The organism is Butyrivibrio sp., from assembly GCF_017940685.1.
Taxonomy (GTDB): domain Bacteria; phylum Bacillota; class Clostridia; order Lachnospirales; family Lachnospiraceae; genus Butyrivibrio.
This window is the reverse complement of sequence record NZ_JAGAYD010000049.1, coordinates 1-8,815: the sequence shown is the minus strand read 5'-3', so window position 1 is coordinate 8,815 and position 8,815 is coordinate 1. Positions and strand designations below refer to the sequence as shown.

At 43.5% G+C, this 8,815-nt stretch carries 8 protein-coding genes and 1 pseudogene; all 9 read right to left on the bottom strand.

Going from position 1 to position 8,815, the window contains the following annotated elements; all coding sequences use genetic code 11:
• Positions 1-828, bottom strand: an 828-nt coding sequence (locus J6I68_RS03650) for a glycosyltransferase family 2 protein (protein WP_292217507.1), incomplete at its 3' end; no start/stop codon positions are given.
• A gap of 1 nt (position 829) precedes the next feature.
• A complete protein-coding gene (locus J6I68_RS03645) occupies positions 830-1,978 on the bottom strand; it encodes a hypothetical protein (protein ID WP_292217505.1) in 1,149 nt (382 codons plus the stop codon).
• Between the two features lie 61 nt (positions 1,979-2,039).
• Positions 2,040-3,233 carry a glycosyltransferase family 4 protein gene (locus J6I68_RS03640; RefSeq protein ID WP_292217504.1) on the bottom strand — a complete coding sequence of 398 codons (1,194 nt, stop codon included), beginning with the start codon at positions 3,231-3,233 and terminating at the stop codon, positions 2,040-2,042.
• A gap of 12 nt (positions 3,234-3,245) precedes the next feature.
• Positions 3,246-4,529 carry a glycosyltransferase family 4 protein gene (locus J6I68_RS03635; protein WP_292217502.1) on the bottom strand — a complete coding sequence of 428 codons (1,284 nt, stop codon included), beginning with the start codon at positions 4,527-4,529 and terminating at the stop codon, positions 3,246-3,248.
• A gap of 17 nt (positions 4,530-4,546) precedes the next feature.
• Positions 4,547-5,422: a glycosyltransferase gene (locus J6I68_RS03630; RefSeq protein WP_292217501.1), complete on the bottom strand. Its 876-nt coding sequence runs from the start codon at positions 5,420-5,422 to the stop codon at positions 4,547-4,549.
• Entirely contained in the window at positions 5,419-6,255 is an 837-nt protein-coding gene (locus tag J6I68_RS03625; protein WP_292217499.1) for a glycosyltransferase family A protein, read from the bottom strand. The genes J6I68_RS03630 and J6I68_RS03625 overlap by 4 nt, the downstream gene beginning before the upstream one ends.
• Entirely contained in the window at positions 6,200-7,660 is a 1,461-nt protein-coding gene (locus tag J6I68_RS03620; protein ID WP_292217497.1) for an exopolysaccharide biosynthesis polyprenyl glycosylphosphotransferase, read from the bottom strand. Before J6I68_RS03620 ends, J6I68_RS03625 begins: the two co-directional genes overlap by 56 nt.
• A gap of 15 nt (positions 7,661-7,675) precedes the next feature.
• Positions 7,676-8,422: a glycosyltransferase family 2 protein gene (locus J6I68_RS03615; protein ID WP_292217495.1), complete on the bottom strand. Its 747-nt coding sequence runs from the start codon at positions 8,420-8,422 to the stop codon at positions 7,676-7,678.
• Positions 8,422-8,815, bottom strand: a pseudogene (locus tag J6I68_RS03610) (glycosyltransferase); the annotation flags it as partial. The gene J6I68_RS03615 and the pseudogene J6I68_RS03610, both read right to left, overlap by 1 nt.

Sequence of the window (8,815 nt, the reverse complement as noted above, 5' to 3'; positions counted from 1 at the left end):
TGGTATGTGCAGAAGATAATCCAGTCTTTGCACAAATCCAAATCTCTCAGCAACCTCTAAAAGGTCTGGGTTATTTCTTTTCACAAGGTCAAGGGCCACATCTGAATTTCTTACGATATCCGTAAACACAGATGGGAAGTAGTCCTTGTCTTCTTTCTTCTTCCTGGAGTTACTACCGGTTCTGTAAAACACGTGATAGCACTGAGATGGAAGAATAACCAGTTTATTTACCTTCTGAAGCATGTGTATCATCAGATAGAAGTCCTCATTGAGCTCCCCTTCAGGAAATTTCATATCCTCTGAAAAAAGACTTCTCTTTGTGAGCTTGGTACAAAAGGATGCATCGCCTGTATGCATCAAAAGAGTCCTAAGGTGCTCATCTGGGGAAACAACCAGCTCTTTTTCAGGTGGGATTACCACATCAGGGAGCCTGTCTCCATCCTCAGAAATCTCGTCTCTGGAAATCTGCACCATATCAGCATCATTACGAAGGGCCGCTTCCATAAGCAGACTGTACATATTAGGAGAAATGTAATCATCGCTGTCTACAAATCCAACGTACTCCCCCGTTGCCACCAAAAGTCCTGCATTTCTTGCGCTGCTGGATCCGCCATTTTTCTTGTGGATGACCTCCACATTCTCATATGCAGCTGAGAGCTTATCAGCTACAGCTCCAGTTTTATCAGTTGATCCGTCGTCAACAACTATTATCTGCAAAAGAGCTTGTGGGTAATCCTGTGCAACTACCGAGGTGACGCACTTTTCCAAAAGATCATGGGTGTTAAAAGCCGGGATGATAACCGATATTGTCTTATTAAGATCAGCCACTTCACACCTCCGCTTTCTTCATTTGATCATAAAGGTCATATCCAATGGCCAGAATAACAGCCAGATTGATAAAGGCCAAAGGCCACAGGGCTGTCACTGTGGAACCAAAAAGGAATCTTGAATAGGTGATCACTGATATTGCCTGGACCACAGCGCATATTCCCATCCGCTTATAAGAGGTTATTCCATAGGCCACTAAAAGAAGCTCTGCAATATATCCATACCTCTCATGCATTACAGGAAGTGCGAATAGAGAAACCATCACTGTAAATACAGCCAGTGTCACCATGTATAAGAAGGTAATCTCAAAGGCCTTATCCCGCACATAGTAGGCCATAGTTCCCAAAAGAAGTATGCAGCAGACTGTTCCGCAGGAGATCAGCATAAGCCTTGACTCCTTGGATAAGCCTTCAGCCACAAAACAATATATGTTTGGATAGTTCATACTAAGCCTTGAATAGGTTGTTACCTGTTTTAAATATATGGATAAGAGTTCATTAAAATCTCTTCCAGCCACCAGCGCAGGTATCAGCGTAAGTAGGAAAGTTACGGGAAATAAAAAAATATATCGTATTTTAACTTTTCCTTTAAGCCACAGTATTATCGCAAATGGAATAATAAATATCGCTTGTTGTTTAAAACTGTAGGATATGGCCAGATAAATAAAAAACCTTGCGTTATTCCCCTTCATCAGATGATATATGGAAAGCAGGGCAAAGGCTGTATAAACAGAATCACACTGAGCCCAGGCGCCGCTGTTTAAAACGCAGGTAGGCAGAAACATCACAGCCCCAAGGGCCATCAGGGATTTTTTAACATTTCCATTTGTTACCAGGAAAGCGATCCTTAAGATAGTCACTGCACATATCATGTCAAAGATCACTGAAACTGTCTTTAGCAGGTGCAGGTCATTTCCACCGATATAGTGAAGAAGAACAATTATATACTGATACATGCAGCCATAGTTAATGGTGCTCTTATCTGAAACTCCCGGGGTTATCCCAAGATAAGGAAAGCCTCCAGCCTCGTGGCACTCCTTCATCCAGGTTGAGAGAAAAAAAGAATAATCCCCCGATTCAAAGTCAAAGAGAGAAAGCCGAACTGCAATACCAAGTCCCAGCATCACTGTGCCAAAAAACAGGTCAAGCATTCGTATCTTCACTCCAGATACCGATATTTCAGTGTCAAAAAAATCATCAATAGTCCGCATCTTACTCCAGGTGATTCTTCTCCCTTAGGGTCCTTAAAAATCCCGGGGCTTTTATCACCTCTGCCCTGCTGACAGGACCATCCAAAGAAGGAGATGGATTCCCATTTTTATAATATTCTTTGCAGAACCTGATCAGCTCAGTTGCTGCATTTTTAGCATTCCATGTGTTATTTATAGTTTCCCTGGCCTTATCGCCAAGACTTCTGATCTTCTGCCTGTCACAGGAAAGGTCAGTAACTTTTCTTTTGAACTCATCAAGGCTTCCACCGTCAAAAGTAAGTCCGTTTACACCGTCCTTAATGAGAAAAGGCACTGCTCCTGCCTCTCTGGAAGCCACCACAGCGCATCCACATTGCATAGCCTCATTAACAACAGCTCCCCATCCTTCCAGATAGTTGCTGGTAAACAAAAATACATGGCTTTCTGCCATAGCTTCGTGGACTTTATCAGGCTTCATTACTCCTTTAAGGCTGACAAAATCTTCCAGGCCTAAAGTCTTTACACTTCTCTCCAGCTCCTGTTTCATTGGACCATCCCCAATTATATCAAGGCTGAAGTTTACTGCTTTATCTTTTAGAGTTTTTGCTGCTTCTATGGCATATTCCGGATGCTTAAGGTTAATGAGTCTTCCAGCCCAAAGGATCCTTATCTTATCTGTATCCGAAAGCTCTTTTCCCTGAGTGTTGCAGCTTACATTGGGGAAATATCCCCATTTAAGGCGCTTATCCGGATAGCTCTTTATAAGTTCAAAGTCTGAGGCTACATAAGCTCCAGTACACAGAAGGTAAACCGGTTTATTTCTATAGACGAAATGCTGATGGTACTTGTTTACAAGGCCCTTGGGACTTATAAACTTCCATTGGCCTTCTCTGTAGATCCTTTCGCTTACTCTAAAGGACAGCTTTCCACTAGACAGCCTCTTTTTCTCAAGTTGCTCCGTCTCACCTTCCGTCCATCCAAAAAGTACCACGTCGCTATCAAGTATGAGCTGTTCTGCCCTTTCCTTTTCCTCATAGTAAAGCACCACAAAGTCAAGGGACTTCTCATCCACTGCCCAGCCCATCCTTACTCTCTTTTCTTCCATTGGCATAGTCTGGACAAAGTGAAAATCAATATCCTCCCCAGCTTCAAGCATTGCCCTGCAGAAAGGAAGCTGGTGGTGATTTATGTAGTTGGACACAAAGGTTATCTGCATGCCCAAGCCCCTTTACTCTTTGATCATCTCATTGTATATTTCCAAAAGCCTCTTGTAGTTGGCATCTGGATTGTGGGTCTGCCTTGCGTGACTGCTGGAATTATCTCCATAAACTGCAGCAATCACAGGTTCATCCCAGATCTGAAGGATCTTTCCAGCGAGATCTTCCGGATTTCCCTTTTCAAAGAGAAGTCCGTCCTTGTTTTCGTTAAGCATACTGGGGATTCCGCCAGCATTTGAAGCAACTATCGGAACTCCAAGAAGCATGGCTTCTCCAAGGGAATTTGGTGAGTTCTCAACAACTGAAGGGCATACAAATACGCTGCTCTTTAAGAACTGTTCCTTCATTGCCTGTTCATCTAAAATGCCAAGCATTGTCACTTTTTTCTTTAACTTATTTTTGCCAATAAGGCTCTTTATGTACTTGCCATAAGCACTGGCCCTGAGGAAATATGGGTATTTGCTCTTGCCCTTACCGATTATGTTATTGCCTGCCACATACAGATGTGCATCAGGATACTTTTCCAGAATAGCTGGCATAGCCTGGAGCACAAAATGAAATCCCTTAAGGGGATAATCTCCCTGAGACAAAAAGATGCTGTGGGGCTGAGCTTTTTTCTCACTCCACTTACCCATGTAAAAGCAGGGGCGCATGGTCTCATTCATGGCAAAATATCTTGCATCAGGATTTATGTCAGAAGTCTCTTTTTTATCAAAGGCTGTCCTTCCTGTGATATTTCCTGTGAGCATGATGGATTCTCTCTCATACTCTGCCCTGACCTTGAACTTCTCCTGCTGCTGTTTTAAGGAATCTTCCTTAAGTCTGTCCCTGAAGGTTGTGGATGCCTGAATCTCCTCTGGTATTTCAGCCATATACTCCCTGGCTATGGCGCTGCAGACTCCCTGAATGCCAAGAAGGACTCTCTCAGGTCTTCCAAAGGCTCTGATAACCGCCAGAGTGTGCGGAAACTCAGTGCCAAAAATATGCACGATATCAGGCTTAAAATCATCGAGGATCACGTGAAACCTGTTTTCCACTGTTCCATCATAGACCTCAGGGTGATTCAGGTCCTCCCTGAAGCCATAGTATGTGATACCATCTATCACTTCACTGGAGGTGGAGATAGCGCCATCCGAAGGAAAGCATATTCCAAGGTCGATCTTTTCATCGCCCTTTTTTCCTTCAGCTATTCTGTTAAGACATCCGGACAGCCACCCTTCCCTGCTTGAGTAATCCATATTGTGGGCTACGGCATAAGCCGGAAGCATGATATTACATACCCAAAGAACTCTCAATTTAAGCTACCCCTCATTTAGCGTTTTCTCTTTAAAAGATAGATAAGCTCTTTTACCGAATTATAAAGTCCCGCTGTCAGCTTGTTTGAAGAAAGAGCTGTGCGGAGTTTTGACAGTGTCAGCACCCGCAGAATGTCGTATTTGCGGATCTGGGAGCTTGTTAGATACATCTGGATGATCTCTCTTCGCTCCTTTTCAGATATCTTAAGATTCTGAGCAGAGTATCCGCCGCCCTCATAGTCTGCTATCAGAACCGGAATGTAAACTGTCTCAGCCTTTTCTCTGTAAAAGCATCTAAGGAACTGCTCATAGTCTGCTCTTACCTTGTACTTAAGATCAAAGGGATTTCTGTAAACAAGCCTCTCATCATAAAAGCAGGCCTGATGAGAAGGCACATTCCTGTAACACGCATAGTCATCAATCCTGGGGTTAGAAGCAACTCTTGCCCCTGCAGACCTGTCGTAAATGTCGCCGTAGAAAATTGCAGGAAGCGTCGTTCCCTCTCTAAGATTCCTGTCGAGGATCAGCTTGTGGACATCTCTTAAAACATTCTCATTCCCCAAATAGTCACCACAGTTTAAGAAGAACACGTATGATGGGTTTTCTCCTGCCTTGACCTTGCCCTCAAGATGTGATGTGGCAATATTCATAGCGTGGTAGATACCATTGTCGCAGCTCTCAAGGAGAGTTATCCTGCAGTCTTCCTCCGAGTCTATGCTTCCAACCTGATAAGCCTTTTTTAGCCTCTCAATAGACCCGTCTGTAGACATTCCATCCTTAACAATGATCTTATAATCTGTGTAGGTCTGCCTTACAACGCTTTCCACCGTCTTAAGGAGCTTGTCTCCTGCGTTATATGAAACTACTATGATCGTAAAAAATGTCTTTTTCATGAAATAGTACTCCCGTGCTTAACCCCGTCTATAAGGAGCTCCCAGCACTTAAGTAGTCCTTTTTCGCTGCACATCTCTTTCCTGTTCTTTAAAAGAAATCTAAATCCCAGTATTACAGCCATCCTGCCATATAAAAAGTGATACAAAACTCCTCTGTCAAAGAAGAACTTGTCCGTGTATCCCTTAAACCAGGTGGACTGGCCCTGTTTTTCTTTTCCTATGGCTACAGTAGTTCTGTAGATATTAAGCCCCGCTTTGAGGCAGTCATGTAAAAACAGTGAATCCTCTCCGTTCATGTAGGGAGCTCCACCGCCGAATAATAGCGAATACTTAACACCGCTACCTACGAGGGCTTCTCTTCTTGCACAGATGGCGTAGGCTGGATATCTTCCGTAGTTTCGCCAGTTAACTTTGGCAAAATCTTCATTCCAGTAGGTCTCTCTTCCCGCCTGGGCCTTGACATTAAAAAGTAGCATGTCTGCCTCAGGATGAGCATCAAACTCAGCTATAACCTTAGAAACATATCCATCATCATAGACGATATCGTCATCGCCAAACTGGATAAGCTCATGGTCAGAAGCTTCCAGGGCTGTATTTCTTGATAGTCCAACGCCCTTTTCTCTTCTGGTGATAACCCTGGCTTCGAAGCCTTCAAAAAGCTGTATGTAGTCCTGATCACCATCTTTTTTTATCTTCTCATCAAAGTCGCCTATGAGCTGATTGACGATGACAGCATCGCAGCCAAGGTTCATGCTGCCTATCAGTTCTTCAGGGTCCTTATTTACTGCTGATATCAGTATCTGTAGTCTCTTTTGCTCCATCGATCTTCCCATCTATCTTTTTCTGCGCTGTTACCTGGTTTTCCTCAACTCCCTCAGTACTGTCAGGAGTGAAAAGAATCTTCACAGTAAGCAGCATCAGCTTGATATCAAGCCAGAAAGAATAGTTCTCAATATATGTAAGATCCAGTTTTAGCTTGTCGTAAGGAGTGGTATTGTACTTGCCATAAACCTGAGCATATCCTGCAAGTCCAGCTTTAACCCTCATTCTGAAGGCAAACTCTGGCATCTCTTCAAGGTACTGCTCAATGATCTCAGGTCTTTCCGGTCTCGGGCCGATAAAGGACATATCACCTGCCAGAATGTTAAAGAGCTGAGGAAGCTCATCAATCCTGCAGGATCTTATGAACTTGCCGATTGGAGTGATCCTGTCATCGTTCTTGGCAGCAAGTCTTGCCACGCCGTCTTTTTCAGCGTCCTCTCTCATGCTTCTGAACTTCATTATCTTGAACTGCTTGCGGTCCCTTGTGCACCTTACCTGCTTGTACAAGACAGATCCGCCGTCGTAAGTCTTAATGGCTATAGCTGTTACCAGCATGATAGGTGATGTGATCACTATCAGTAAAAGAGATAACACTATATCAAGAAGTCTCTTTACTGCCCTTTGCTCGATCTTGATGGAATATCCTCTGAGCAAAAGAACCGGTGTATCAAAGAGATGGAGCTGTGATGAGCCTTTTAACAAAACATCTGTTATCTTTGGCATTACATAAACTCTGATGTTGTGGCCATAGCAGAACTTAACAAGTCCGTTCCTGAATTGGCTTGGCACATCCCACACTACTACTCCGTCATACTTGCCAAGACACTCCTTGTAGATCTCATCAATTCCTTCTGAGATGTTCATCTTCTTTGCGATGTGGTACTTGTCTTTTCTGGTGTTAAACTTGCGCTCTATATCGTCAACAGGATACCTTCCACTGATAAGAAGAAGCTCTCTTGGTGGAAAGATCTTCATATAAATACCATTTGTTATATATGCCCAGATAAAGGCTATCACCAGCTGGAATACAAAAATCATGATCATTGGAACCACTCTGACCAGCCAGTTGTTTAAAAGAGCGATCTGAAAATAACTGATGAAGTTAACCATGAAAAGGGCAAATATCTGCGAAAAGAATACATCCATAGGACGCAGATATCCGATCTTCAAACCACCATAGGTATTTGAAAAGAACAAAAGAAGAATAAAATAGATAGCCAGAATAAGCAGATGTCCGCGGAAATAGAGCTTAAGTCCATTTCCCAGGGCATAACCATCCTGACTGACACGGGGGCTTGATACCACCGGATAATATACATTAAACCAAAACCAGGCATAAACTGCAGTCTGCATGCAAAGGCCTAAAAAGCCTAAAAGCAGTACCATTACCCTCTTTTTTGATTCTCTTTGTTTCATACACTCCCTTGGGTATCAGAGTCTTCTTAGTGTTGCTCTGACAGCCCATCCTCCAAAATAAAATAATGATTCCAGAACAGATAAACCTGCTATGTTCCTGTAAAGGAACCATATCCTGTATATAGCCTCCATCTTGTTGGAAGAAAGAGACTTAGCAGGGCGCCTGTATATGGTCAGATTCTCATCAAGACCATGGGCCTCATATCCGCTCTTTAAAATCCGCCACCAGGTGGCTGTATCCTCACTTGGAACCTGAGGCATATGGATTATCTCCATATCAATCTTTTCTGTATCAAACATCACTGTAGATGTGAATATGACAGTTCTTGAAAGAGCCTGTCTGTACCTTAGCACTTTAGGTGCATGGACGATCTTGCCAGTAGGATTTGCCTTCTCATCTCCAAATTCATAGGAGTGGAAACCAAAGGCCGCGCCAGTTCTTTCCATGAACTCCACCTGCTTTTCAAGTTTATCCTCTTTCCACACATCATCAGCGTCAAGAAAGGCGATAAATCTTCCAGAGGAGGCATCTATACCGGCGTTTCTGGCTGCTGCAGCTCCGGCATTCACATCTTTTTTGATGAGCCGTATTCTCTTTTTCTGGCTGCTGATAACATCCTCTATAACCTGAACGCTGTTGTCTGAAGACGCGTCGTCAACAAGTATCAGCTCCCAGTCCTTGTAGGTCTGGGCACATACCATTCTGATGGTGTTCTCTATGTAGTTTGCGGCGTTGTACACCGGAACAACAATACTAACCATCACAGCTCCTCTTTAACTATGTATAATGGGCGTCTCTTTACTTCCAGGTAAGCCTTGGACAGGTACTGTCCAACGACACCTACGCAAAAGAGCTGCACACCGCTTACAAACAAAATGATGCAGGCCATGGATGCCCATCCAACCAGGTTGTGAGGATCTCCAACTGTCCACTGCCTGATGATGATAAGGATTATAAACAGGAACGCCATAACGCAAAAGAACACCCCGATAAAGGATGCAATTGCAAGAGGCGCAGTAGAAAAGGCCATTATACCATCAATTGCATATGCAAAGAGTTTCCAGAAAGACCACTTGGTCTCTCCCTTCTTTCTCTCTATGTTCTCAAACTCAAGCCACTTATTCTTAAAGCCTACCCAGCCAAAGATTCCCTTT

Bases quoted from the DNA above. Each gene is read 5' to 3' on its own strand.
- J6I68_RS03645 (WP_292217505.1), bottom strand. From the start codon at position 1,978: ATGCTTGACCTGTTTTTTGGCACAGTGATGCTGGGACTTGGTATTGCA.
- J6I68_RS03640 (WP_292217504.1), bottom strand. From the start codon at position 3,233: ATGCAGATAACCTTTGTGTCCAACTACATAAATCACCACCAGCTTCCT.
- J6I68_RS03630 (WP_292217501.1), bottom strand. From the start codon at position 5,422: ATGAAAAAGACATTTTTTACGATCATAGTAGTTTCATATAACGCAGGA.
- J6I68_RS03625 (WP_292217499.1), bottom strand. From the start codon at position 6,255: ATGGGAAGATCGATGGAGCAAAAGAGACTACAGATACTGATATCAGCA.
- J6I68_RS03620 (WP_292217497.1), bottom strand. From the start codon at position 7,660: ATGAAACAAAGAGAATCAAAAAAGAGGGTAATGGTACTGCTTTTAGGC.
- J6I68_RS03615 (WP_292217495.1), bottom strand. From the start codon at position 8,422: ATGGTTAGTATTGTTGTTCCGGTGTACAACGCCGCAAACTACATAGAG.